Raw genomic sequence first — 25,680 nt, forward strand, 5'->3', positions numbered from 1 at the left:
GCGTACCGGGGTGCTTTAGACAACCAGCGTGATTGTCAAGCACCCTCGATTCAAACCAACGGAAACATCATCCCAGCTGGGCTTTCACAACATCAGCAAGCTCACGACAACTGTCCGCAACCTCCTGGTAGTCTTCACCTTCCACCATCACCCGAATCAACGGCTCAGTACCTGATGGACGCAAAAGCACACGCCCACGCCCCGCAAGTCGGGCTTCAACAGCGCACACCGCTTTAGTGACAGCGGGATTACCAGACACATCCATCTTCTCAGGCAGCCGAACATTGATCATCACCTGGGGATATTTGGCCATATCTGACTTGAGAGCGTGCAGCGATCGCCCGGTTTCTACCACTGCCCGCAACACCTGCAGCGCAGACACAATGCCATCCCCCGTAGTGGAAACATAACGGCAAATAATATGGCCGGAAGACTCGCCACCCAACTGCCAGCCTTTTTTCAACAGCAACTCATTAACATAACGATCCCCCACGGCGGCACGCTCAAACGGAATACTCAGATCCGCCAGGGCTTTTTCCATACCGAGATTACTCATGACCGTCCCGACAACCCCACCAGCCAGCTCGCCACGAGCACGACGAAAAGCAGCTGTGATGTAGATGAGCTCATCCCCATCAACCACTTCACCCTTGTGATCCACCATCATCAGTCGATCACCGTCACCATCAAATGCGATACCGAGGTTGGCTTCGCGAGCAACAACTTCCGCACGCAGAGCGTCCAGATGGGTGGAACCGACATCCTTATTGATATTCAGTCCGTCTGGCTGCACACCGATGACATCGACCGTCGCGCCGAGCTCCCGGAACACCGCAGGACCAACATGGTAAGTCGCACCATGGGCACCATCGACAATAATTTTCAGGCCAGACAGATCCAGCCCCGTACCCACCGTTGCCTTACAGTATTCAATATACCGACCAGCCGCATCCTCAATCCGCCGAGCCTTACCCAGACAGTCAGGCTCAACCACCTCCAGAGGCTCATCCAGCATTCGCTCAATCGCAAGCTCAACACCATCCGGTAACTTGTCACCACGGGATGAGAAAAACTTGATGCCATTATCATGGTAGGGGTTATGGGATGCACTGATGACAATACCGGCACAGGCATTGAATGTACGCGTAAGATAAGCAATCGCCGGTGTCGGCATGGGACCAAGCAACCAGACATCCACACCGGCCGCAGACAAACCGGCCTCCAGTGCCGACTCAAACATATACCCGGAAATGCGGGTATCCTTCCCGATAATAACGCGGTTTGCCCCCTGCCCGGCAAAGACCCGCCCAGCAGCCCAACCCAGCTTAAGGACAAATTCCGGCGTAATCGGAAATTCTCCGACACGACCGCGAATACCATCAGTACCAAAATACTTACGCGTCATTCTCGCAATCCTTTCTCTACCACCGCATGCCTTATGCGGCTTCATTCAACGCTTTCAGCGCCATAACCATATTTAATACATCCGCGCTTTCCGCAACATCATGGACGCGCAGAATGTGGGCGCCGGCATTCAGCACCAATGCCGCCACCGCCAGACTGGCAGGCAAACGCTCACTGGCCGGACGATCAAGGATGGCGCCAATAAATGATTTACGGGACAAGCCCGCCAGAACCGGCATTCCCATTTCAAGAAACTCGGAAAACCGCTGAATCATGGCCAGATCGTGGGGCGGCGCTTTGCCAAACATGCCACCACCAAAACCGGGATCCAAAATAATCTGTTCTTTTTTAACGCCGGCATCAACGGCAGCCGCCACCCTGCCAGCCAGGTAGGCTTTTACATCAGTGACGACATCATTATACTGCGGCACAAAACCGGGTTCAGGCTGTTCACACAACGAATGCATAAGAATGACGGGTAAATCCAACTCAGCCGCAGCCTGTAACGCACCATTACGCGTCAGCGCTCGTACATCATTAATAATACCCGCGCCAGCCGCTGCACCTGCCCGCATGACATCCGCTTCACTGGTATCCAGAGAAATCACCACATCCAGTTCGCGGCGTAGCGCTTCAATAACCGGTACTACCCGATCAATTTCTTCCTGAACCGTAACAGTCTGCGCACCGGGACGGGTAGATTCACCACCCACATCAACAATGTCTGCGCCCGTCCCGACCATCTCAACCGCATGCCGAACGGCTTTATCGAGCGTATTGTAACGTCCGCCATCAGAAAAAGAATCTGGCGTGACATTCAATATCCCCATAATCCGTGGGCGAGACAAATCGAGCAACCGATTTGAGCAGTTGAACACTGTTTGCATGATTCAGTTCCGGGAATGATTAAAGTACGCGGAGTATAAGTGTCCATCCGCGTTTTTGACAAAAGCAATACCCGCACTGTCACAACACGGCGAAGCAACAAAAAAGCCCGGACAATGCCGGGCTTTCCCACTTTACTGGCAATTAGCCTGCAGATCCGGGAACAGAACCCGCACCACCGTCCTCTGAAGGCTTGGAGGACGAATCATCTGCATCATTCACATCAGGTGCTTCTGATACAGCTGCTGCACCACCATTGCCATTGGATTCATTCCAGTCACGGGGTGGACGAGGTTTCTTACCCGCCATGATATCGTCGATCTGATCAACACCGATGGTTTCATATTCCATCAATGCATCCTTCATCAACTCAAGCTTGTCGCGATTTTCCTCAAGGATGCGCTTCGCCTCACCATAACAATCATCAATGAGGGCACGAACCTCCTCATCAATCACTTTGGCCGTTTCACCACTAACATTCACATGATGAGCACCCTGACTCTTACCCAGGAAGACTTCACCCTCTTCTTCAGCATAAAGCAGCGGCCCAAGCTTTTCAGACAAGCCCCACTTGGTGACCATACTCCGCGCCATCTGAGTTGCCTGCTGAATATCGTTTGATGCTCCTGTTGAGACACCGTCTGCACCGTACAGCAACTCTTCTGCAATACGTCCACCGTACAGTGAAGAAAGCCGGCCCAACAAATAGCGACGGCTATAGCTGACCTTATCCTCTTCAGGCAGGTACATGGTAACACCCAACGCACGGCCACGGGGGATAATGGTCACCTTATAAACAGGATCATGCTCAGGCATCATGCGACCGACAATGGCATGACCAGCCTCATGATAAGCGGTCATCTCCTTGTCTTTCTCGCTCATCACCATGGACTTACGCTCAGCGCCCATCATGATTTTGTCCTTGGCAAGATCGAACTCTTCCATGCGTACAACACGGCGATTGGAACGAGCAGCAAACAGGGCTGCTTCGTTAACCAGGTTGGCCAGATCCGCACCGGAAAAGCCAGGCGTACCACGCGCAATAACAGCCGGATTCACATCATCAGAAATCGGCACCTTACGCATGTGGACTTTCAGAATCTGCTCACGACCACGAATATCGGGCAGAGGCACCACGACCTGACGGTCGAAACGACCGGGACGCAACAACGCAGGATCCAGTACATCAGGACGGTTAGTCGCAGCAATGACGATAATGCCATCGTTGGCTTCAAAACCATCCATTTCAACCAGCAACTGGTTCAGCGTCTGCTCACGTTCATCATGACCACCACCAAGACCAGCACCTCGATGACGACCCACGGCATCAATTTCGTCAATAAAAATGATACAAGGCGCCTGCTTCTTAGCCTGCTCAAACATGTCACGGACACGGGAGGCACCCACCCCCACAAACATTTCCACAAAGTCTGAACCGGAAATGGTAAAGAATGGCACTTTGGCTTCACCGGCAATAGCTTTGGCAAGCAGTGTCTTACCCGTACCCGGCGAACCGACCATCAGGACACCACGGGGAATCCGGCCACCCAGGCGCTGAAACTTACCTGGATCTTTCAGGAAATCGACCAGTTCCTGAACGTCTTCCTTGGCTTCATCCACACCAGCCACATCGGCAAACGTGGTTTTGATCTGGTCTTCAGACAACAGACGCGCCTTGCTCTTACCAAAGCTCATGGGGCCACCACGGCCACCACCGCCCCCCTGCATCTGACGCATGAAAAACATGAAAACAGCGATAATCACCAGGATCGGGAAACTTGCTACCAGAAGCTGGGTCCAGATGCTTTGTTTTTCAATCGGCTTGGCTTCAACCTGAACATTGTTACGCAGCATCTCGTCCATCAACTTGTCGTCACGGACGGTAGGCGGCAGGTTGACTTCAAAACGCTTGTTATCACTGAGAACACCCGTCAGCGTATAGCCATCAATGGTCACCTGACTGACCTGACGGTTATCTACCTGGGTAATAAAGTCGGAATAGCTAATCTTTTGCGTGGACGTCTGCATCCCGTCAAAGTTCTTGAAGACGGTCAGCAGCACAAGGGCGATGATCACCCATAAAATCAGATTTTTTGCCATGTCGTTCAAAGTGTCTACCCTCACTGAGCGTATACGGTACGGCTGGACACTCTCAGAGCGCTCAGGACGTAGCGCGATTCTCATTGTACGCGGTTATACTACCGGGACGCTACAACTAAACCTTACTACAGAATGCCTGCCTTAGACAGCATCCGGGCTATTGCCTGCTGCTATATCCCAGATAGTCCTGCTCTATCGATTTCAGCCCCGGAAATCCCTGCCTAACAGGTAGGTTTCACGGGAACGTGCCCTTGAAGCCAGCGGCTTGCGGGTCATCACCTTGCCAAAGGATCCACGCATGGCACGGAGGTATTCATCAAATCCCTCGCCGTGGAAAATCTTGGTCAAAAATGCCCCACCCGGTTTCAATGTCTGAATTGCGAGATCCAGCGCCAGTTCCGCAAGATACATGGCTTTTGGCTGGTCAACGGCCTTCATACCACTCATATTGGGGGCCATATCAGAAATTACAAGGTCTATACCGGAAGATCCTGTCTCTGCCAGAATCGCCTGCAATACCGCATCTTCGGTGAAATCGCCTTGAACAAATGCCACGCCGGCAATCGGGTTCATCGGCAGAATATCCGATGCCACGACCCGGCCATGGTCCCCCACCCGTTCAACAGCAACCTGGGTCCAGCCACCGGGCGCAGCACCAAGGTCAACGACATTCATGCCGGGGCGAAACAGACGATCCTTATCATCAATTTCCAGCAGCTTATAACTGGCCCGGGAGCGATAGCCGTCTTTCAGGGACTGCTGGACAAACTGGTCGTCAAAGTGCTCCTTGAGCCAACGACCACTACTTTTGGATCTTGCCATAGATAACGAACTAAGAAGGGAGTATTTAACAGGAGCGCTATTCTAGAGCCAACGACGGCGAATGTTAACCAAAAAGGAAGTCCTGACTAACACGGGTTATCCCGTAGCGCCTTACCGCAAGTTGCATTACCGGGCACGACCAGTACAATGCGGCGTCCCGCGGGGCACCCCGCACCCAGACAGTCAAGTGAGATAAACGCGCATGCTATCCTCCGAACGCAAACGCAGCTTCCGGGCCATCGGCCACAACCTGAAGCCGGTTGTTATCGTAGCCGACAACGGCATTACCGAAGGCGTGGTTGAAGAAACCCGACGCGCCCTGGACGACCACGAACTGATCAAAGTGAAGTTCGCCATTGGTGACCGCGACGCCAGACGTGCTGTCATTGCTGAACTCTGCGGCATCAGCAAAGCCGAACTGGTTCAGACCATTGGCAAAATCGCCCTGATTTACAAAGCGGCCAAAGAGCCTTCTCCCCGGTTGTCCAACATTCTTCGTCAGCACGGCTGAGCAACCATCAAGGCAATTTCCTGCCACGGATGACAGGAATCAGCCTTTTTCCTCACGCAAGTGCTGGACGGAATAAATCACCACAAACACGGCCAGCAATGCGATAACAGCCAGAAAGACATCAATCATGACAGGCAGATAAACAAGACCAACAAAACCCACCACCTGTGCGGCCATGGCTGCAACCAGCAGTTTTTCATAGGCATGTCGTAACGCCCTGAATCCACGCTCCGCCAGACAAAACGCCAGCACAATCCCGGTACACACCAGCGCCAGACCAATCATTACCTGGCTCAACATGATCACGATATCCGGATACTTGCCACCGGTCCGCACCAACACCGGATTCACCAGATAAGCCACTATCCAGATACCACCACACCAAAGCGTCTGCAGCAACATCAGCGTAATGCCCGACAAACGGATAAACGGCACCTGCTTCTGAACCATAAAACCACCTTTTTCCGGATAAAAAAAAGCTGCCTGAACGGCAGCTTTTGCAACGAAGTGATCAGATATGTTTCACTTCATCAATTTCATATTCCACACTGCCTTTCGGCGTCTGGACAACGGCAACGTCGCCTTCTTCCTTACCAATCAGCGCACGGGCAATGGGAGATGACACAGAAATCTTGCCGTCCTTAATATCCGCTTCATCTTCACCCACGATCTTGTACACAGCCTCTTCATCCGTGCCGGTATTGATCAGTGAAACCGTCACACCAAAAATCACCTTGCCGGTATTTTCGATGGTGGTGATATCAATCACCTGCGCATTGGACAGCTTACCTTCCAGCTCCTGAACGCGGCCTTCATTAAAGCTCTGCTGCTCGCGGGCAGCGTGGTATTCAGCATTCTCTTTCAAATCACCCAGCTCACGGGCTTCAGCGATCGCCTCCGCGATACGGGCCCGATCCACTGTTTTACGGCGGTGCAATTCCTCGCGGAGAGCCTGTTCACTCTCCACGGTCATGGGAAAACGCTTCATCCAGCAATACCCTTATGTAAATCCTGTAGACGTCTGACACTTTTTTCCGGCCCAAAACAAATGGCCTGGGCTATCGCCTCGGCACCCGCCATCGTGGTGGTATAGAGGACCTTGTGTGTGAGTGCGGATCGCCGAATTGTATAAGAATCGGCTATCGCCTGGCGACCCTCTGTAGTATTAACCACTAGGGAGATTTCGCCATTCACGATCATGTCTACAAGATGAGGACGCCCTTCCTTGACCTTGTTCACCACGGTCACAGGAATACCTTCCTCCTTAAGGACTGCTGCCGTTCCACGGGTGGCCAGCAGATCAAACCCGGCCGCCAGCAGCAAGCGTGCAACAGCCGGCGCCAAGGGCTTATCCCGTTCGCGGACACTGAGAATCGCCCGCCCACCACTGGGCAGAGCCATCTTCACCGCTAACTGCGCCTTCGCATACGCTTCCGGGAATGACTCACCAACGCCCATGACCTCACCGGTGGATTTCATTTCCGGCCCAAGAATAGGATCTACGCTCGGGAACTTATTAAACGGGAAAACCGCTTCCTTCACATACCAGGTATCAGGAATAATTTCTTGCTCAAAGCTGAGCTCTTTCAACGTTTTGCCTGCCATGACACGCGCCGCCACCTTGGCCAGTGACAACCCGATGCACTTGGAGACAAACGGCACGGTCCGGGACGCCCGCGGATTGACTTCGATGACATAAATCTCATCATCCTGAATGGCCAGCTGGACATTCATCAGACCCACAACCCCCAGCTCTAGCGCCATACTGCGCACCTGCTCACGGATCTGATCCTGAACGGATTCACTCAAACTGTACGGGGGCAAAGAGCAGGCGGAATCACCGGAATGTATGCCGGCCTGTTCGATATGCTGCATGATCGCACCGATAACGACCTGCTCACCATCACAGACCGCATCCACGTCCACTTCGACCGCATGGGTCAGGAAATAGTCTAGAAGCACTGGGCTTTCGTTAGAAACCTGAACAGCTTCATTCATGTATCGCGCCAGATCTTCTTCCGCATTGACGATCTCCATGGCACGGCCACCCAGCACATAAGAGGGGCGAACCACCAACGGGTAACCGATTTCCGAAGCCTTGACCATCGCCTCGTCAACACTACGAACCGTCGCATTAGACGGCTGCTTGAGCCCCAGCTTCTCGATCATCTGCTGGAAACGCTCCCGATCTTCCGCCCGGTCAATCGCTTCCGGAGATGTACCGATAATCGGCACACCGGCCGCTTCCAAGGCACGAGCCAGTTTCAGAGGCGTCTGGCCACCATACTGGACAATCACACCGGCCGGCTTTTCCACATCAACAATGGCCAGCACATCTTCCAGTGTTACCGGCTCGAAATAGAGACGATCTGAGGTGTCATAGTCTGTGGAAACGGTTTCGGGATTGCAGTTAACCATGATGGTTTCATAGCCATCATCCCGCATGGCCAGCGCTGCATGAACGCAGCAGTAATCAAACTCAATTCCCTGTCCAATCCGGTTTGGCCCACCGCCAATAACCATGATTTTCTGGCGCTCGGAAGGCGCAGCCTCACACTCTTCGTCATAAGACGAATACATATAGGCTGTCGACGAAGCAAACTCTGCGGCACAGGTATCCACCCGCTTGAAAACCGGATGGATATTCTGTGACTGTCGATATTCACGGAATTCACGCTCACTGACATTGAGCAACGTTGCCAGACGGGCATCACTGAAGCCTTTGCGCTTGAGGCGATAAACCCGATCAGCATCCAGGGCACTGAGCGAGATTCCGGCCAGAGCCCGCTCTTCCCGAACCAGATCTTCAATCTGCACCAGGAACCAGCGATCAATCGCGGTCAGGTCAAAGACATCATCCAGAGAGAATCCAGCCCTGAATGCATCCGCCACGCACCAGATGCGCTCGGCGCGCGGCGTCACCAGCCCTTCACGGATACGCTCAGGCGCATCAGCATCATTAATATCCAGCTGTGGATCAAACCCATCGGAACCCACTTCCAGTCCCCGCAGCGCCTTCTGCATGGATTCCTGAAAGTTCCGACCAATCGCCATCACCTCACCGACAGATTTCATCTGCGTCGTCAGCCGGTCATCCGCCTGCGGGAACTTCTCGAAGGCGAACCGCGGGATTTTGGTGACAACGTAATCAATTGCCGGCTCAAAAGAGGCTGGCGTCACTCCGCCGGTAATATCATTCTGCAATTCATCCAGCGTATAACCGATCGCCAGTTTCGCCGCGACCTTGGCAATCGGAAAACCGGTCGCCTTGGAGGCCAGCGCGGAGGAACGGGAAACCCGCGGATTCATTTCGATCACCACCATCCGGCCATCTTCCGGATTGATGCCGAACTGAACATTGGAACCGCCGGTTTCCACACCAATCTCACGTAATACCGCTAGGGAGGCATTACGCATGATCTGGTATTCCTTATCCGTCAGCGTCTGCGCCGGTGCAACAGTAATCGAGTCACCCGTATGCACACCCATGGGATCGAAGTTCTCAATGGCACAAACAATGATGCAGTTGTCATTACGATCCCGCACCACTTCCATCTCGTACTCTTTCCAGCCGATCAGTGATTCGTCGATCAACAGTTCAGAGGTCGGAGAAAGGTCAAGGCCACGCTCACAGATTTCTTCGAATTCTTCCCGGTTATAAGCAATACCGCCACCAGCACCGCCCATCGTGAACGAGGGACGAATAATGCAGGGGAAACCCAGCTTACTGACGACCTGCAAAGCTTCATCCATCGAATGAGCAATACCGGAACGGGGTGTTTCCAGGCCGATATTTTTCATGGCCTTGTCGAAAAGATCCCGGTCTTCCGCCTTATCGATGGTCGCGGCATCGGCGCCAATCATTTCGACGCCATACTTTTCCAGTACACCCTTGTGATGAAGATCCAGGGCGCAGTTCAGCGCCGTCTGCCCGCCCATGGTGGGGATCAGAACATCGGGCCGTTCTTTTTCAATGATTTTTTCGACCGTTTCCCAGCGGATAGGCTCAATATAGGTTGCATCCGCCATCGCCGGATCGGTCATGATGGTGGCTGGGTTGGAATTAACGAGAATGACCCGATAACCCTCTTCCTTCAACGCCTTGCAGGCCTGGGCACCGGAATAGTCGAACTCACAGGCCTGGCCAATCACAATCGGGCCGGCGCCTAGGATCAGTATGCTCTGGATGTCTGTACGCTTGGGCATGGTATTCTTCTGAATTCTTGCTGGTTGCCAAAGGCCGGGGTCACCGGCCTCCACCTGATAACGCGTGGTAAAACGGGTTTATCGTCGTTCCGCCATCATGGTGACAAAGCGGTCGAACAGTGGCGCTACATCATGGGGACCAGGACTCGCCTCCGGGTGTCCCTGGAAGCTGAAGGCGGGCCGGTCCGTACGTTCAACCCCCTGCAAAGAACCATCGAACAAGGACTTGTGTGTGGGTTTAAGATGACCCGGCAGGCTCTCTTCTGACACGGCAAACCCATGGTTCTGGCTGGTGATCATCACTACTCCGGTAGACAAATCCTGAACCGGATGGTTCGCACCATGATGCCCGAATTTCATTTTTTCTGTTTCTGCACCACTGGCCAGTGCCAGTAACTGATGCCCCAGACAGATGCCGAATACAGGAATATCCGTTTTCAGAATGTCCTGAATGGCCTCAATCGCATAATCGCAGGGCTCAGGATCCCCGGGGCCATTGGAGAGGAAGACGCCATCCGGGTTCATGGCCAGGACATCGGCGGCCGGTGTCTTGGCTGGCACCACGGTCAGCCGACAGCCACGGGCTGCCAACATACGCAGGATGTTACGCTTCACCCCGAAGTCATAAGCCACTACATGGTAATCCGCATGGGACTGGTCAGGATGGCTGTCCGTATCCAGCTGCCAGACGGACTGAATCCATGGATAGCTTGCATCGGTGGTTACTTCCTTCGCCAGATCCATCCCCTTAAGACCGGGGAACTGGCCAGCCAGCTCAAGCGCCCGTTCGGCTGTCGCCGCCTTACCGGCAATGATACAACCGTTCTGGGCGCCCTTTTCCCGCAGGATACGGGTCAGCCGACGGGTATCAATATCTGCGATGGCAACAATGTTGCGTTCTTTCAGGTATTCATCAAGCGGCTGCTGGTTACGCCAGTTGCTGGCGAGCAGTGGTAAATCCCGGATGACCAAACCGGCTGCCCAGACCTGAGACGCTTCTTCGTCTTCAGGGGTCGTGCCGGTATTGCCAATATGGGGATAGGTGAGTGTAACAATTTGTCGAGCGTAAGAAGGGTCGGTAAGAATTTCCTGATATCCGGTCATGGCGGTATTGAATACCACCTCACCACTGGTTTCACCATCTGCGCCAATGGCAACCCCCTGGAAAATACTTCCGTCCTCCAGGGCGAGAATGGCTGGTCTGCTCAAGGCGTCCTCCCCGTACTGACTGCTTATTTGCTGCACTGTTATTCTGGTCGTAAAAAAGCGAGATGCAACCAAGTTCCATCTCGCTTTTTCATGAATACTGCCCAAATTGCGTTTTATTCTTCCCCGGGTCGGGCATCCTGATCCAACCCGGCGCAAATTTTCAGCATCCTACCAGAAGCTTGGCCCGATAGCTATAAATACCTATTCGTTTTCAGTAAAACACTAACCAGCCCGTAAGTATCACTGACCTGCAGCTGACGACTAACGCAGCCCCAATACATCCTGCATATCAAACAGACCGTGTTTTTTATCTGCTAACCAGCCGGCGGCCCTTACGGCACCACGGGCAAAGGTCATCCGACTGCTGGCCTTGTGGGTAATTTCAACGCGCTCACCTTCGGCGGCAAACATCACTGTGTGCTCACCCACAATATCGCCCGCCCGAACCGTGGCGAAACCAATAGTATTGCGATCGCGGGCACCAGTCTGTCCTTCACGACCGTAGACGGCACAGGTTTTCAAATCGCGTCCCAGGGTTTCTGCAACCACTTCCCCCATTCGCAAGGCGGTGCCGGAAGGTGCATCCACCTTATGGCGATGATGAGCTTCAATGACTTCAATATCGACATCATCTCCCAGCACCCTCGCCGCCATTTCCAGCAGCTTGAATACCAGGTTCACACCAACACCCATGTTAGGCGCAAATACCACAGGAATGGTTTCAGCCGCGTCCTTAAGCGTTTGCTTCTGCGCATCGGTTAACCCGGTCGTACCGATGACGATCCCTTTGCCATTTTCACGACAAAGGGCAACATTTTCCAACGTGTAATCCGGCGCAGAGAAATCAATGACCACATCAAAATCAGCCACATGAGCAGACAGGTCTGACGCCAGAGTTACACCGACTTTTCCAATACCGGCCAGTTCACCGGCATCCGCTCCGATCAGCGAACTGTCCGGACGATCAATAGCAACGGTCAGTTTGACACCCTCAGTCTGATGCAGCGCGGCAACCAGTGTTTTTCCCATACGACCGGCGGCACCAACTACAGCAACGTTTGTCATGTCTCTGCCTCTTATTGATCTATGCAGTTGAAAGGCAAGGAGTCTAACCGCTACAGTGCAAACAGCAACCCCGCGCACCGTATTACCCGAGCCTGCGCGATGTTTTACACCCGTAACAAGCAGTTCATCCATGAATATTCTGTCGATTCAGTCCCACGTCGCCTACGGCCATGCCGGCAACAGCTCTGCGATTTTCCCGCTCCAGCGTATGGGGCTCGAGGTCTGGCCGGTGCATACCGTGATGTTTTCCAATCACACCGGTCATGGCGCCTGGCGTGGCCCTGTGATTGCCGCAGATACCGTTCGCGATGTTATTACCGGCATTGAAGAACGAGGCGTGCTACCTAACTGCAACGCTGTGCTGTCTGGCTATATGGGATCGGCAGATATCGGCGATGTCATTCTGGAAGCAGTGGACAAAGTCAAAACTGCCAACCCAGAAGCCATCTACTGCTGCGACCCGGTTATTGGTGATTATGGCCGGGGCGTTTTTGTCCGTGAGGGCATTCCCGAGTTCTTCCGGGATAATGTCATTACCCACGCCGATATTCTGACCCCCAACCAGTTCGAACTGGAATTACTGACAGGCCAGGCCGTCACAGATCTCGACAGTGCCCTTTCCGCCGCACACGCCCTGCGCGAAACCGGTGCAGAAATTATCCTGGTCACCAGCCTTGAGCGGGAAAACACCGACCCAACCAAGATTGAAATGATGGCGGTAAGCCGTGAAGGCGCCTGGCTGGTCGAAACACCGAAACTGGTATTCCCTATTCCTCTCAATGGTTCTGGCGACGCCACCACGGCACTCTTCCTGGCGCACTATCTCAAGCACCGCAATGTCCGTTCCGCCCTGGAGCATATCGCCGGCGCTATCTACGCCCTGTTTGAAACCACGTGGCGCGCCGAAAGCCGGGAGTTGATGCTAATTGCTGCCCAGGACTTCCTGGTTTCACCACCCAAGACATTTACCGCTGTCAGCGTGTCAGATATCCGCTAAATCAAACGATTCAGCGGACGAGGTCTGGTTGATCTCGAACAGAAATATTGCATGGATAGGTGCCGGTATCCTCACCGGCACAGGCCTGATCGACGGGCGGCAACGAAAAACCATCATCGGAAGCAAAACGTCCGTCCGGATGATCTTCCAGCCAGACATGAATCATTTCCGGCGTCCGGTTGGTCAACACGCCTGTCGGGCACACCCCATCACTGCCAGGCAAGGCAAGACTGAACTCCTTTTCTGGCAGACGATCCGGAAAACAAAAATTGAAGTTAAATATATGATAATGCCATTGCGTCAGGGCACCGCCAGGCTGGGGACCGGAAAGATCAATATCACAGGATTCACAGGTGGCCAGGAACATGGCACCAATTAAACGCTTGCCGCTGTAAATCAGCACTTCTGGGCGTTCAGGATCCATAATCTGTTCATCATACAAATACTCTTTCTTTGCATAATGCCCGGGTAGATACCAGGAAAACCCGTCACGTATTGCCTGATCAAAGTTGTGCCAACCGCGCTGACCCACAGCATCTCGCACCTGATTCACAAGATGGTCTGCTGCTTTCTTCTGTATTGTATTGTATTGTATTGATTGCCCCTCAAAGCGGTTCACTTCATAAATCCCTTCATCTCCATCGACAAGAAAATGTGGCTGATTCAGGTTAACCGGGATATTGACCCACTGGCCGGCATCTGGATTGGCTGAGCACATAAACACCGTGTCCGTGGAAACACTGGAGAGATGCTGATCCTGCGCCGGTGGGCCTGCATTCAGGCTTAACCAATGGCTGACACCCGCCGCCAGCAAAAAGCCAGAGACAAATAACACTAACGCTTGCAGCAAGAACCGCTTGGCAGGCGACAAATCGTTGAAAAAGGCAGGCATGCTCGGCATATGGCAGACACTTTGTCTGTTGGATCCTGTAGTACTTCTTCGCGCAATCCCGCCAATACTTGAGTATTCCCCATTACATACCTGAGCCTATTAACGCTCTGGAGCTAGGCCCTATCACAGAACAAAAAAGGCCGACATGTCTGTCGGCCTTTGCGTGAGATCACGGATAGATCAAGAGGTCATATTATCGAAGAACTTTTTAACGCCTTCGAAGAATGACTTTTTCTGGGGTGAGTGATTATTGCTTTCATCCTCAAAAGACTTCTGCAGCTGCTGAAGCAAGTCTTTCTGGTGAGAGGTCAAGTTAACCGGTGTTTCCACCATCACCTTACAGATCAGATCTCCGACGCCACCGCCACGTACTGGCGGAACCCCTTTGCCGCGCATACGGAACATCTTGCCAGTCTGGGTTTCTGCAGGAATCTTCAGTTTGACCTTGCCGTCCAGCGTCGGGACTTCCAACTCACCGCCCAGTGCCGCATCAATGATGGAGATAGGCACTTCGCAATAGAGGTGTTTGCCATCACGCTGAAATATCGGGTGCTCACGCACTTCCATCTGAACATACAGGTCGCCGGCCGGGCCACCGTTGACACCCGCCTCCCCCTCACCGGACAAACGAATTCTGTCACCGGTATCCACACCTGCCGGGACTTTCACAGACAGCGTCTTGTATTCCCGGATACGCCCTTCACCATGACAGTCAGGGCAGGGATCCTTGATCACCTGACCAGAACCATGACACTCAGGACAGGTTTGCTGAACCGTGAAAAAGCCCTGCTGCATTCGTACCTGACCATGGCCTCCACAGGTGGTACAGGTTACCGGGGAACTACCTTTCTTCGCACCGGAACCGTGGCAGGTGTTACATTCCACCAAGGTGGGAATACGAATTTTCTTGGTGGTACCACGAACGGCTTCTTCCAGGTCCAGATCCAGTGAATAACGAAGATCGGCACCACGCTGCATGCTCGAACGTCCACGTCCACCACCGCTTGCACCACCAAAGATATCCCCGAATACATCACCGAAGATATCACTGAAATTACCAAAACCACCGGCACCGGCGCCTGCTCCCATGTTAGGATCAACACCTGCATGGCCATACTGGTCATAAGCCGCACGCTTTTGAGGGTCAGACAGGATCTCGAAAGCCTCGTTCACTTCCTTGAACTTTTCTTCCGATTCCTTATCGCCGGGATTACGATCCGGATGGAACTTCATCGCCATGCGGCGATAAGCCTTCTTTATCTCTTTCTCGCCGACGTCCCGGGAAACCCCGAGCACCTCATAGTAATCTCTTTTGGACATAACCACTCAACCTGGTGCCTGCTGCGCGTCGCAGTGCTTGTACTTCAATCTGTATCCAGCCCGACCTGCGCGTCATGGCTGCTGTTCAATAAACAACAACGCGGGACCAAAGCCCGCGTTGCCGTATGGTATCTCGCCACAAAACCAGCCCGTTACCGGACTGGTTTTGCTGATGGCGCTCTGCATGCAGCAGGCGGACTTACTTCTTCTCGTCCTTGACTTCTTCAAACTCAGCATCGACAACGTCGTCGTCTTTCTTGCTGTCGCCCTGAGCCTGCTCAGCGCCTTCGCCCTGGGCAGCCTGCTCGGCGTACATCTTCTGTGCCAGAGACGCAGACGCCTGGCTCAGTGCGTTGGTCTTCTCTTCGATCAGCGCCTTGTCGTCGCCCTTGATCGCTTCTTCCAGTTCCTTGGCAGCGTTTTCAATGGCAGTCTTCTCTTCTTCAGTCGCCTTGTCACCGGCTTCCTGCAGCGTCTTGCGAGTTGCGTGAACCAAACCGTCGGCTGTATTACGAACCTGCGCCAGCTCTTCGAACTTACGGTCTTCTTCAGCATTCGCTTCAGCGTCCTTGACCATCTGATCGATCTCTTCATCACTCAGACCAGAAGAGGCCTTGATGACGATGGACTGCTCCTTACCAGTGGCCTTGTCCTTGGCAGATACATTCAGAATACCGTTGGCGTCCAGATCGAAGGACACTTCAATCTGTGGCATGCCACGAGGCGAAGGAGGAATATCAGACAGGTTGAACTGCCCCAGAGACTTGTTGTCGCCGGAACGCTTACGCTCGCCCTGCAGAACGTGAATAGTTACCGCGCTCTGGTTGTCTTCCGCTGTAGAGAACACCTGGGACTTCTTGGTCGGAATAGTGGTGTTCTTTTCGATCAGCGGCGTCATCACGCCGCCCATGGTTTCGATACCCAGGGTCAGCGGGGTCACGTCCAGCAGCAGGACGTCGGTACGGTCGCCGGACAGTACACCACCCTGCAGTGCGGCGCCCATGGCCACGGCTTCGTCGGGGTTAACATCCTTACGGGCTTCCTTACCGAAGAACTCAGCCACTTTCTGCTGAACCATCGGCATACGGGTCTGACCACCGACCAGGATGACTTCGTCAATGCTGGACAGATCCAGTTCCGCATCTTTAACCGCCTGACGGCAAGGCTCCAGAGAACGTGCAACCAGGTCTTCTACCAGGGATTCCAGCTTGGCACGGGTCACTTTGACGTTCAGGTGCTTGGGACCGGTAGCGTCAGCAGTAACATAAGGCAGGTTGACGTCAGTCTGCTGGGCAGAAGACAGTTCAATCTTCGCCTTCTCAGCGGCTTCCTTCAGACGCTGCATCGCCAGCGGATCGCCCTTCAGGTCAATGCCCTGTTCTTTCTTGAACTCTTCCGCCAGATAGTTGATCAGGCGCATGTCGAAATCTTCACCGCCCAGGAAGGTGTCACCGTTGGTGGACAGTACTTCAAACTGGTGCTCACCATCGACGTCAGCGATTTCGATGATGGAAATATCGAAGGTACCACCACCCAGGTCGTATACAGCGATGGTCTGGTCACCGGCTTTCTTGTCGATACCGTAAGCCAGTGCCGCAGCAGTCGGCTCGTTGATGATCCGCTTAACTTCCAGACCGGCAATACGGCCAGCATCTTTGGTCGCCTGACGCTGTGCGTCGTTGAAGTAAGCCGGAACAGTGATGACAGCCTCGGTGACCTTATCACCCAGGTAGTCTTCCGCGGTCTTCTTCATCTTCTTCAGGATCTCGGCAGAGATCTGAGGCGGTGCCATTTTCTGCCCCTTGGCTTCGATCCAGGCGTCACCGTTGTCCGCCTTGATGATCTTGTAAGGCACCATTTCGATGTCTTTCTGCACTTCAGCGTCTTCAAACCGACGACCGATCAGACGCTTGATGGCATACAGAGTATTGTCAGGGTTGGTGACCGCCTGACGCTTGGCCGGCATACCCACCAGGGTTTCGCCATCGTTGGTATAGGCGATGATAGAAGGCGTAGTACGTGCGCCTTCAGCGTTTTCGATTACCTTAACCTGGCCACCGTCCATGATTGCCACACAGGAGTTGGTGGTACCCAGGTCAATGCCGATTATTCTGCCTTTGCTGTTATTGCTCATCTGTAGCCCTCTTTCATCACTTCGTCTGGCGAAGGTCTGAATCATCTATTTACAAATACTGTGAAATCCGTGGCAACCTGCCATGCCAGCCCGGTCTCAGTGTGTCTCACCGATCAATTTACCGTCGCATCCCGGGACGCTTCAGACTGACCTTACACCCGGTGACTGGCCTCTTGCTTTGCTATATGGGAACCGTCTGTCATCATTTCAAGGCTTAAATTCAAATCTCTTTGATCAACCGATAGAACAGGCGGATTCCCAGACATTTCAGTCGCTTAAACCGCCGCAGGCGCCTTGGCGACCACCACCATGGCAGGGCGAATCAGACGGCCGTTCAGGGTGTAACCCTTCTGGAACACATTCAGGACAGAACCCGGCTCCTGATCAGGGCTCTCAACCTGACTCACGGCCTGATGCAGGTCATGATTAAAGGGTTCGCCGACCGGATTAACCTGTTCAACACTGAATTTCTTCAGAGTGTCCAGGAACAGTTTCAGGGTCAGCTCCATACCTTCTTTCATCGCCTCGTGACTGCCTTCAGCGGCATCCGCGCTTTCCAGCCCACGCTCCAGACTATCAACAACCGGCAGAAGCTCTTCTGCAAACTTTTTCAGGCCAAACTTATGGGCATTTTCCACATCCTGCTGCGCACGACGCTTCACGTTCTGGGTATCAGCGTGCATACGCAGCACCTGATCCTGGGCCTTGGCCAGCTCTTCCTGAGCCTTGGCCAGCTCAGCCTGCAGGGTCCCCAGGGAAACCTCGCCCTTGCCTTCTTCAACAGCTTCAGCCCCGTCTACCGGGCCGGTCTTTTGATCATCTGCAGCGGCCTGAGCCTTAACCTGCTCCTCTGCTTCAGATGGGGTTTGCTCAGTTTTGATATCGTCTTCCGCCATTTCGAATCTCCGACTCAATTAGTTGACTGCACATGTCAGTGAAATCTGGTAATGCATCGCGATATGGGGGCAGTTTGTGACGATTCAAGGCACAGGCTGAAAAGAAGAAACAATTGCTGACTAACACTGACAACCCCGTTATTCAGACTGACAAAGCGAATCACAGGAAAAATGGATTACACGGCTTGCGCCCCACAAAAAATACTGTATAAATAATCAGGAAAACCATTCGGACACGCTGCGATGCTCACTCATCTGTCTATCAGTAACTACGCCATCGTTGACCAGCTGGATCTTGACCTTGCACTGGGCATGACCGTTATTACCGGCGAAACCGGCGCAGGCAAGTCCATCATGCTTGACGCCCTGGGACTCGCCATCGGCGACCGCGCCGAGCCTGATAGTGTCCGAACCGGCAGTGAGCGCGCCGATATCCGCGCCACCTTTGATCTTGCCCATTGCCCTGATGCCCAAGCCTGGCTGACATCCCGCGAACTGGATACGGGTGACGAATGCATCCTTCGCCGCACCATCACCCGCGAAGGGCGCAGTCGCGGCTATATCAATGGCACCCCTTCCCCACTGGCCGATTTGCGCCAAATCGGCGAGATGCTGCTGGATATCCATAGCCAGCACGAACACCAGTCGCTGCTGAAACCGGCGACTCATCGCCGACTTCTGGATGGTTACGCAGGTAGCAGCGAGCTGGCCACAACGGTCAGCCAGATCTGGCGACAGTGGCACCATTGCCATACCCGGATTCAAACACTCCGAAACGCCAGCGAAGAGCAAAACGCCCGCCTGCAGCTTCTGAGCTACCAGGTAGAGGAACTGGAACAACTGAATCTTGGCAAGGATGAGCTGGAGCAACTGGAGCAGGAACAGAAGCAACTGGCCAACGCCACCAGTTCCATGAAGGCTTGTGACCAGGTTCTGACCCTCTGCATGGAAGATGACAGCAGCAATATCGTGCATCAACTCAGCGCCTGCCAGAACTTACTTGCTGAATTGAATCTGGACAACAAACCCATACAAGATGCGATTGAGCTGATCTGCTCTGCCCAGATTCAGGTTGAGGAATGCTGTAATGAATTGCGCCATTTCATGGATCGTTTTGACGATGACCCCGAGCGTTTGCCGGAAATAGAAAAGCGCTTGTCCGCCATCTACTCACTGGCTCGAAAGCACCATATTCAGCCATCCGAACTGCACACCCTGTATACGGAACTACAGGACGAACTGGCATCTCTGCAAAGTAGCGATGACCAGATTGAGCAGCTTCAGGAAGAACTCGAACTGCTGGAAAAACAGTACAAAGCAACAACAGACAAGTTATCCGTCAAACGCCAGAAAGGTGCATTGAAACTGGCCAAGGCGGTTATCCGGCACATACGGGATCTTGGCATGCCTGCCGGTGAATTCAAAGTCGAGCTGTCCACGGTCAACGGTCAATTCCGCCCCCATGGCAATGAAGACATCCAGTTCCTTGTTACCAGTAACCCTGGCATGCCTGCCCGACCATTACACAAGGTGGCATCAGGCGGTGAACTGTCACGTATCAGTTTGGCCATACAGGTGATTACCGCCAAAAGCTGCCAGATCCCTACATTGGTGTTCGACGAAGTGGATGTTGGTATCGGTGGCGGCACCGCAGAAATCGTGGGTCGCCTGCTGCGGGAACTGGGCGGCCACGGTCAGATACTCTGTGTAACACACCAGCCTCAGGTAGCTTCACAGGGACATCAGCACCTGCATGTTTCCAAGCAACACAGCAAAGCGACAACACGTACTCAGATTCATGAACTGCAGGAAGAGCGTCGCACTCAGGAAATCGCCCGCATGCTTGGCGGTGTCACACTGACTGACCACACAGTCGCCCATGCACGCGAGATGATTGAGCGCGCCCAGGCATCAGCGACAATCTGAACACATTCACTCTCGTTTTGACGAAACAACAAATACAAGTTTATTTCAGGCTGGCAGTCGCCAGCCCTAATAACGCCGTTGTGATACCTGTCAGATCAAACCGGTGCAACCCAACGCTTTCATTACTGACGTCCACATAAGAATAAGCACCTTGCAATCCAGACAGTATCTCAATCAGGTCGATGTCACCGGTTTTCAATACAATATGGGTTTCTGTGCGCCGCAACACATGGAACTCAGTTGTATAAGGTTTATTTTTCGGTAGCGTGAAAGCCAGATCTGTCGTATCAGCAATGCTGGGATTTGACGGTAACGTGATAACCAGCGATAGATCACCATTACTATCCTGCGCCACAAAAATAGCGAGCGTGGGAGCAACAATATTTCCTGCAAGCATTACATCAGGCAGCATGTCCAACGCACCATAATGGCGCCAGTCACTCTTGGCAGGCAGGGAGAGAACCGTCAACGAAACGGTCAGTATGCAGCACTGTATCCATGACATATGCTTCACCGGATAGTTATTCTTCGTCAGACATCAATGCCATTATCTAATGATGATAGCCCTATCACACAAAGACCTGCAGCCTTTAGCTACCACGTTTTTCAGCATTTAAACGACAAATGCAACAATCAGAGGAATAAAAAAACCTGAAGAGCGCGAGACGAAAGTTCTGAATGATCAATATCTACGGTAAGCAAGGGGTTGGACGAGGGACCACCCAAGGCAGCCCCAGCAGTTCCATTGTTTGTTGTTAGTTATTTTTGCTTGGGCCTGACATAAAGCACCAGGTTATGGTCCACCAACTCGTAACCATGCTTTTCTGCAATATCCTTCTGGATACGCTCGATTTCCTGGTTGGTGAACTCGACAATTTTTCCGGTTTCCATACAGACCATATGGTCATGATGTTCACCCCGGGAAAGCTCAAAAACAGAGTGCCCACCATCAAAATTATGGCGTACCACCAGACCGGCTGACTCAAACTGGGTCAGCACGCGGTATACCGTTGCCAGACCGACATCGTCATCCGCCTCAATCAGCGCTTTATATACATCTTCAGCACTCATGTGGCGGTCTTCTGCGCTTTCCAGAATTTGCAGAATTTTTACGCGTGGCAGGGTCACTTTCAGCCCGGCTTTACGCAGCTCTTGATTTTCCAACTGAGTAATCCTTTATTTAACCCCTGAAAATGTATAAATTGTCATTATCTCATTTCCGTCGAAGATAGTGGAAGTCCCTGGACGATGCAAAAGTACCTGAAATTACCGGCCTTGACTATAACTGCAGCGTTAATGGGCGGTTGCTCCTGGTTCTCTGACGATAGCGATTTCAAGATGGTCAGCTTTCCCGGGGTCTACAAGATCGACATCCAGCAAGGCAACATCATCACGCAGGACATGATTAACCAGCTCAAGCCTGGCATGACCCGCAGCCAGGTGGCGTATGTCATGGGCACCCCACTTCTGCCCGACAGCTTCGACAAGGATCGCTGGGACTACATCTACACCCTGAAGCCCGGCGGCAAAGAGCGAACCCAGCAAACCCTCTCCCTCTTCTTCGAAAATGACAAACTGACTCGCTTCAATGGTGATTTCCGCCCTGAAATTAACCAGGAAGCCAGCACGCACGCGCAAAGCGATGCTCAGGGTGCTGCAGAAACCCTTATGAAAGAACAGGCTGAAGATGAACGTTGAGCCAGCAGGCAAGCATGCCCTGTCATAAAAAAGGAGGCGTAACGCCTCCTTTTTTATGACAGAAAAACACTGACTAATCGGGCCGCCTGGCCAAGCGCGCCTTTTCAGCCCGACGTTTGCGGACTTCTTTCGGATCAGCAATGAGCGGGCGATAGATTTCTACCCGGTCGCCCCCCTGTAGCGCCTGCTCATGAGGCTTTGCAACGGCTTTACCAAAAACACCCATCTTGGCAGTTTCCAGATCAATTTCCGGAAACTGTCCCACAATTCCTGACGCTTGCGCAGCATCATAAACTGTCGTACCAGCCGGAACGGTGACAGGAATAATGGCCTGCCGGTCAGGTCGGGCATAGGCGACCTCGACATGAATCTCAGAAACCGTGGCAATCTGACTGACACTGTCAACCATACACTTCATCCGCCCGCTTGCAGAAAGCATCGACCATGAGATTCGCCGCCTGATCCAGCACCTTGCCAACGGTAGACTTCAGCACTGCATTATCCATATCAAACGTAAGGTCTAACACGACCTTGCAGGCGTTTTCCATCAGGGGTTTGAAATGCCAGACACCGGACAATGCAGTAAATGGCCCTTCGACCAGACGCATTTCAATGAACCGGTCTACCTCAAGCTTATTACGGGTAACAAAGCTCTGGGTGACACCGCCCTTGCTGACATCCACGCGAGCTTCCATCCAGTCATCACCCTGCCCCAGCACTTCTGCCCCGACACACCAGGGCAGAAATTGGGGATAGGCTGTCACATCATTCACCAGACCATACATCGCGCTGGCAGAATGCATCACCAGCGCAGACCGTTGAATCGTTTTCATCCGTGACGGCGTTCCTCAGGCAATCGCCTTGTAAAGGTTTGCAACAAAGATAACGAACACGCAGACCGGTGCAATCACCCGGCACAGCGCCCGCCAGAGATTAAACCTGCCCAGCGAGAGGTTCAACTCCTTGTAGACCACGGAGCGCTTCATGACCCAACCGGCAAAGATAGCAATCAGCAAACCACCCAACGGCAACATGATATTGGCGGTTACAAAGTCCAGCAGTTCAAACACGGTCATGCCAAACAACTGATATTCTTCACCGGACCACAGGTTGAATGAGAAGACAGTGCCCATACCAATCAGCCACACCAGCGCACTGAACAGTGACGTTGCCACCAGACGACTCATGGAGAAACGCTCCGTCGCCCATGCAACGGCCGGCTCAATCAGGGAAATCGATGAACTCAGTGCCGCCAGGCTCACTAACACAAAGAACAGAACACCGAACACCTGGCCGCCCGGCATATGCCCAAAGGCTGTCGGCAGGGAAACAAACAGCAGCCCCGGACCTGCACCAGGCTCCATACCATTTGCAAAAACAATCGGGAAAATCGCGAGACCTGCTACCAACGCTACAACGGTATCCAGCACCGCAACAGTGATTACCGTGCTACCGATGGAAGCGCTCTTCGGCATATAAGCGCCGTAAGCCATGATCGCGCCCATACCCAGACTCAGCGTAAAGAATGCATGCCCCATTGCCGCCAGTACAGCTTCCCAGGTCAGCTTGCTGAAATCAAAAGAAAACAGGAAAGAAAAACCGCGACCAAACTGATCCGTCTCAACAATGCTGTAACCCAGCAACACAATCAGCAGTACAAACAGCAACGGCATGATAACCCGCACACTGTTTTCCAGCCCCTTGTGGATACCCCGGGCAATCACCAGCGCCGTCAGCACCATGAAAATGGTATGCCAGAACGTCAACTGCATTGGATTAGCAACCAAGGCATCAAAATGCGCGCCGACCTGCTCACCGGTGAGCCCCATCAGGTCACCGCTACCCATATCCCAGGTAAACGCCAAAGCCCAACCGGCAATCACGCTATAAAAAGACAAAATCAGGAAGCCAGCCAGAACCCCCATCCAGCCGACCAGCGACCATCCCCTGCCCGCATCAGACTCCCGGGCAAGTTCCCGCATAGTGACTATCGGGCTATGCCGGCCATGCCGACCAAGGACAGTTTCCGCCATCATGATAGGAATGCCCACCAGTGCAATACAGACCAGGTAGACCAGGACAAACGCCCCGCCACCATATTCGCCGGTGATAAACGGAAATTTCCAGATATTGCCAAGCCCGATGGCGGAACCCGCCGCCGCCAGAATAAAGGTCCATCGGTTGGCCCAGGTGCCAAGTGCTGCTGTTTTCTGATCGCCCATGTAAATCCTCGAACAGACGGTTACTGCGTTGCCTGTGAACAGTCGGGGTTTATACCCTCTAAAGAGTGGTGAGCGTCCGATCAGCGCCATCCTGTCGCAACATCGCGGGATTACCACTGGCTGCGGGCTCGTCTTGATACGGGGTTAATGCACCAGATCCGTCTACAGCAGCTACCACTGACGCGTTATCAGCCAGAGCCATGCAGATGAGGGAAACACTACGCCGGACACTCAGGGCACATTCTAACCACTTGCCTATAGGGTACAACCACTAAACCATTGCGCCTTACCGACAAAAGCGTTTTTCTGACACTTTTCGTTCATCAGCATCATGGCTTTTATGGTTTCTGCACGTATAATTCTCCGCCATGGCAAAGAAACCCAAAAAAGCCGGTAGCGGCGACTCAACCATCGTAGTCAACAAAAAGGCCCGTCACGACTATCACATTGATGAGACGTTCGAGGCAGGCGTTACCCTGTCCGGCTGGGAAGTCAAAAGCCTCCGCCAGGGCAAGGTGCAGCTGGTTGACAGCTATGTACTCCTGAAAGACGGCGAGGCCTGGCTGATCGGCGCCTCCATTGTTCCGTTGCAGACGGCATCCACCCATGTTGTGGCCGACCCCCTGCGTGACCGCAAATTGCTCTTGCACAAGCGGGAACTGGCGCAACTGTTCAGCGCCACCCAGCAGAAAGGGCATACCTGCATCTGCACCAAAATGTACTGGAAGAAACACCTGATCAAGGTCCAGATCGCTCTGGCCCGTGGCAAGAAAGAATTCGACAAGCGCGCCACGACCAAAGAGCGGGAGTGGAACATCGAGAAACAGCGCGTTATGCACAAAGGGAATTAAGCATTAAAAATCAATAGCTTAATAGTTATTGACTTTATGCCCGAGTTTTAGAGTAGAATACCGGCAAGGTTTCGATCCGGGGGCGATTTGGATTCGACGGCGGTAACGAAACCCAAGGTGCATGTCGAGTGCGTAGTGGCTCTCGTAAATAAAATCACTACAAACCTTATAGTTGCCAAAACAACTATCAATGATGAGTTCTTCGGTCAGGAAGCTCTGGCTGCCTAAGACCGTCGAGTAGCTGCCTAAAAACAGCACTCATCCGATCTATCCGGCTTGTCTGTTGGCTGGTTTTCAGATCGTCAAAGCAAACAGACTCGTCGTGAAGCCTTGTCTGGGGACTGATCGACTAAAACAACACAGGCTCGTTCTGCTTCACCCCGACCGCTGGGTCGTTGCAGAATTAAATCAAAGGCGGATCTAAGCATGTAGAGCCAAGGGCGGAGTATCGGCGGACGCGGGTTCAATTCCCGCCGCCTCCACCAACAAAGCCTTGAATACTGAGACAGACTCAGGCACACCAAGGCAAACAAAAGGCCGTT

The 25,680-nt window shown here is 53.1% G+C and carries 23 protein-coding genes and 1 other RNA gene; 6 read left to right on the top strand and 18 right to left on the bottom strand.

What is annotated here, in order from left to right:
* Window positions 1-67 precede the first annotated feature (67 nt).
* The 4 genes from glmM to rlmE all read right to left on the bottom strand — a co-directional run bounded on the left by glmM (window position 68) and on the right by rlmE (window position 5,211).
* A complete protein-coding gene (glmM, locus tag ABD892_RS05390; protein ID WP_345194374.1) occupies window positions 68-1,405 on the bottom strand; it encodes a phosphoglucosamine mutase in 1,338 nt (445 codons plus the stop codon).
* Between the two features lie 31 nt (window positions 1,406-1,436).
* Entirely contained in the window at window positions 1,437-2,291 is an 855-nt protein-coding gene (gene folP, locus ABD892_RS05395; protein WP_345194375.1) for a dihydropteroate synthase, read from the bottom strand.
* A gap of 142 nt (window positions 2,292-2,433) precedes the next feature.
* Window positions 2,434-4,389 carry an ATP-dependent zinc metalloprotease FtsH gene (gene ftsH / locus ABD892_RS05400; RefSeq protein ID WP_345194376.1) on the bottom strand — a complete coding sequence of 652 codons (1,956 nt, stop codon included), beginning with the start codon at window positions 4,387-4,389 and terminating at the stop codon, window positions 2,434-2,436.
* A 201-nt stretch (window positions 4,390-4,590) separates the two neighbouring features.
* Window positions 4,591-5,211, bottom strand: coding sequence for a 23S rRNA (uridine(2552)-2'-O)-methyltransferase RlmE (rlmE, locus tag ABD892_RS05405; RefSeq protein WP_345194377.1), 621 nt, complete (start codon window positions 5,209-5,211; stop codon window positions 4,591-4,593).
* A 202-nt stretch (window positions 5,212-5,413) separates the two neighbouring features.
* On the opposite strand from rlmE, the gene ABD892_RS05410 reads away from it, so the two are divergent.
* Window positions 5,414-5,722 carry a YhbY family RNA-binding protein gene (locus tag ABD892_RS05410; RefSeq protein WP_345194378.1) on the top strand — a complete coding sequence of 103 codons (309 nt, stop codon included), beginning with the start codon at window positions 5,414-5,416 and terminating at the stop codon, window positions 5,720-5,722.
* 39 nt (window positions 5,723-5,761) lie between these two features.
* Here the strand turns inward: ABD892_RS05410 and ABD892_RS05415 are convergent, their stop codons facing one another.
* The 5 genes from ABD892_RS05415 to dapB form a co-directional block, all read right to left on the bottom strand.
* A complete protein-coding gene (locus ABD892_RS05415) occupies window positions 5,762-6,172 on the bottom strand; it encodes a hypothetical protein (RefSeq protein ID WP_345194379.1) in 411 nt (136 codons plus the stop codon).
* A 61-nt stretch (window positions 6,173-6,233) separates the two neighbouring features.
* Entirely contained in the window at window positions 6,234-6,710 is a 477-nt protein-coding gene (gene greA, locus ABD892_RS05420; protein ID WP_345194380.1) for a transcription elongation factor GreA, read from the bottom strand.
* Entirely contained in the window at window positions 6,707-9,928 is a 3,222-nt protein-coding gene (gene carB, locus ABD892_RS05425; RefSeq protein ID WP_345194382.1) for a carbamoyl-phosphate synthase large subunit, read from the bottom strand. The genes greA and carB overlap by 4 nt, the downstream gene beginning before the upstream one ends.
* Window positions 9,929-10,006: 78 nt before the next feature.
* The gene (carA, locus tag ABD892_RS05430; protein WP_345194383.1) at window positions 10,007-11,137 is read right to left on the bottom strand and encodes a glutamine-hydrolyzing carbamoyl-phosphate synthase small subunit; all 1,131 of its coding nucleotides are present in this window, start codon (window positions 11,135-11,137) and stop codon (window positions 10,007-10,009) included.
* 261 nt (window positions 11,138-11,398) lie between these two features.
* The gene (gene dapB, locus ABD892_RS05435) at window positions 11,399-12,202 is read right to left on the bottom strand and encodes a 4-hydroxy-tetrahydrodipicolinate reductase (RefSeq protein WP_345194384.1); all 804 of its coding nucleotides are present in this window, start codon (window positions 12,200-12,202) and stop codon (window positions 11,399-11,401) included.
* Window positions 12,203-12,332: 130 nt separating this feature from the next.
* Between dapB and pdxY the strand changes: the two genes are divergently transcribed.
* Window positions 12,333-13,199 carry a pyridoxal kinase PdxY gene (gene pdxY / locus ABD892_RS05440; protein WP_345194385.1) on the top strand — a complete coding sequence of 289 codons (867 nt, stop codon included), beginning with the start codon at window positions 12,333-12,335 and terminating at the stop codon, window positions 13,197-13,199.
* 10 nt (window positions 13,200-13,209) lie between these two features.
* Here the strand turns inward: pdxY and ABD892_RS05445 are convergent, their stop codons facing one another.
* From ABD892_RS05445 to grpE, 4 genes are all read right to left on the bottom strand, one after another.
* Window positions 13,210-14,100 carry a hypothetical protein gene (locus ABD892_RS05445; protein WP_345194386.1) on the bottom strand — a complete coding sequence of 297 codons (891 nt, stop codon included), beginning with the start codon at window positions 14,098-14,100 and terminating at the stop codon, window positions 13,210-13,212.
* Between the two features lie 171 nt (window positions 14,101-14,271).
* Window positions 14,272-15,411: a molecular chaperone DnaJ gene (gene dnaJ / locus ABD892_RS05450; protein ID WP_345194388.1), complete on the bottom strand. Its 1,140-nt coding sequence runs from the start codon at window positions 15,409-15,411 to the stop codon at window positions 14,272-14,274.
* A gap of 199 nt (window positions 15,412-15,610) precedes the next feature.
* A complete protein-coding gene (dnaK, locus tag ABD892_RS05455; protein WP_345194389.1) occupies window positions 15,611-17,545 on the bottom strand; it encodes a molecular chaperone DnaK in 1,935 nt (644 codons plus the stop codon).
* 275 nt (window positions 17,546-17,820) lie between these two features.
* Window positions 17,821-18,441: a nucleotide exchange factor GrpE gene (gene grpE, locus ABD892_RS05460; RefSeq protein WP_345194390.1), complete on the bottom strand. Its 621-nt coding sequence runs from the start codon at window positions 18,439-18,441 to the stop codon at window positions 17,821-17,823.
* A gap of 243 nt (window positions 18,442-18,684) precedes the next feature.
* On the opposite strand from grpE, the gene recN reads away from it, so the two are divergent.
* Entirely contained in the window at window positions 18,685-20,367 is a 1,683-nt protein-coding gene (recN, locus tag ABD892_RS05465) for a DNA repair protein RecN (protein ID WP_345194391.1), read from the top strand.
* A gap of 40 nt (window positions 20,368-20,407) precedes the next feature.
* Here recN and ABD892_RS05470 read toward each other — a convergent pair whose 3' ends face one another.
* The gene (locus ABD892_RS05470; protein WP_345194392.1) at window positions 20,408-20,872 is read right to left on the bottom strand and encodes a hypothetical protein; all 465 of its coding nucleotides are present in this window, start codon (window positions 20,870-20,872) and stop codon (window positions 20,408-20,410) included.
* 254 nt (window positions 20,873-21,126) lie between these two features.
* A complete protein-coding gene (gene fur, locus ABD892_RS05475; RefSeq protein WP_345194393.1) occupies window positions 21,127-21,531 on the bottom strand; it encodes a ferric iron uptake transcriptional regulator in 405 nt (134 codons plus the stop codon).
* Between the two features lie 111 nt (window positions 21,532-21,642).
* On the opposite strand from fur, the gene ABD892_RS05480 reads away from it, so the two are divergent.
* Window positions 21,643-22,065 (top strand): outer membrane protein assembly factor BamE, encoded by a 423-nt coding sequence (locus tag ABD892_RS05480; RefSeq protein WP_345194395.1) that lies wholly within the window; start codon window positions 21,643-21,645, stop codon window positions 22,063-22,065.
* A gap of 73 nt (window positions 22,066-22,138) precedes the next feature.
* On the opposite strand, the gene ABD892_RS05485 is transcribed toward ABD892_RS05480, so the two are convergent.
* Genes ABD892_RS05485 through ABD892_RS05495 form a run of 3 tightly spaced genes read right to left on the bottom strand, consistent with a single transcriptional unit; the run spans window position 22,139 to window position 24,287 of the window.
* Window positions 22,139-22,474: an RnfH family protein gene (locus ABD892_RS05485; protein ID WP_345194396.1), complete on the bottom strand. Its 336-nt coding sequence runs from the start codon at window positions 22,472-22,474 to the stop codon at window positions 22,139-22,141.
* A complete protein-coding gene (locus tag ABD892_RS05490; RefSeq protein WP_345194397.1) occupies window positions 22,467-22,898 on the bottom strand; it encodes a type II toxin-antitoxin system RatA family toxin in 432 nt (143 codons plus the stop codon). The genes ABD892_RS05485 and ABD892_RS05490 overlap by 8 nt, the downstream gene beginning before the upstream one ends.
* 15 nt (window positions 22,899-22,913) lie before the next feature.
* Window positions 22,914-24,287 carry a sodium-dependent transporter gene (locus ABD892_RS05495; RefSeq protein WP_345194398.1) on the bottom strand — a complete coding sequence of 458 codons (1,374 nt, stop codon included), beginning with the start codon at window positions 24,285-24,287 and terminating at the stop codon, window positions 22,914-22,916.
* Between the two features lie 368 nt (window positions 24,288-24,655).
* Here ABD892_RS05495 and smpB point away from each other — a divergent pair, with 368 nt between their 5' ends.
* Together smpB and ssrA are read left to right on the top strand one after the other, a co-directional pair.
* Entirely contained in the window at window positions 24,656-25,138 is a 483-nt protein-coding gene (smpB, locus tag ABD892_RS05500) for an SsrA-binding protein SmpB (protein ID WP_345194399.1), read from the top strand.
* A gap of 78 nt (window positions 25,139-25,216) precedes the next feature.
* Window positions 25,217-25,623: a transfer-messenger RNA gene (gene ssrA, locus ABD892_RS05505) on the top strand.
* Window positions 25,624-25,680 lie beyond the last annotated feature (57 nt).

The sequence above is a fragment of the Kistimonas scapharcae genome (genome assembly GCF_039540975.1).
Taxonomy (GTDB): domain Bacteria; phylum Pseudomonadota; class Gammaproteobacteria; order Pseudomonadales; family Endozoicomonadaceae; genus Kistimonas; species Kistimonas scapharcae.